Source organism: Bartonella sp. AP88HLJMH (assembly GCF_042195605.1).
Classification (GTDB): Bacteria; Pseudomonadota; Alphaproteobacteria; order Rhizobiales; family Rhizobiaceae; genus Bartonella.
Map to the genome: position 1 here is coordinate 1 of NZ_JBHIOR010000130.1, position 559 is coordinate 559.

At 36.0% G+C, this 559-nt stretch carries 1 protein-coding gene; it reads right to left on the reverse strand.

Annotation, left to right across the window (positions count from 1 at the left end; translation table 11 throughout):
- On the reverse strand, positions 1 to 440 hold a 440-nt coding region (locus ACFIMA_RS09970; RefSeq protein ID WP_375693481.1), incomplete at its 3' end, for an antA/AntB antirepressor family protein.
- Between the last annotated feature and the right edge of the window lie 119 nt (positions 441 to 559).

A 559-nucleotide genomic window follows, 5' to 3' on the forward strand; every position in this document is an offset into this window, starting at 1 on the left:
TTTGCAATAATGTTATCTTTTTGTTCATTTTCATTTTTGAGATACGTTAAAACACCAAGCATAACTTGAGGACTTGAATAGTCGATTTGTGGTGTTACTACTTGCTTTACACGCTTTTCACATTCGATAAAGTATAAACGGGCTTTTCTCCCTTTCTGATTGTTCTCAAGCATAGAAAGTTCTTTGGCTCTATCGAGTGTGAGATAGTAGTTAATCGCGATAACAGCCCTAGATTTTGCGCTCGCCAAATTTGGCGACCGCAAATCTTGTGTTTTTACAAAGTCTTGTCCTTCTATAAAATTGTATCTAGTAATACGGTCCTTAATCCAATTGGAAAAGTCACGTTTTGCCTCTAAGAATGCATGCAGATCACGTGCATTTACTGTCTGAACAATTTCCTTACCAATGGCTTGTTCTTTAATCTCTATGAGAGTATTCATGATGAACTCCTAAAGTTTTACATCATCACTGTCTTAATTAACAAAAACACAAGGTTTGATATAATATTCTGCCATAGTTTCTATGACGTTCTGCTTGAGCAATTTTCCTTGCTGCGTGA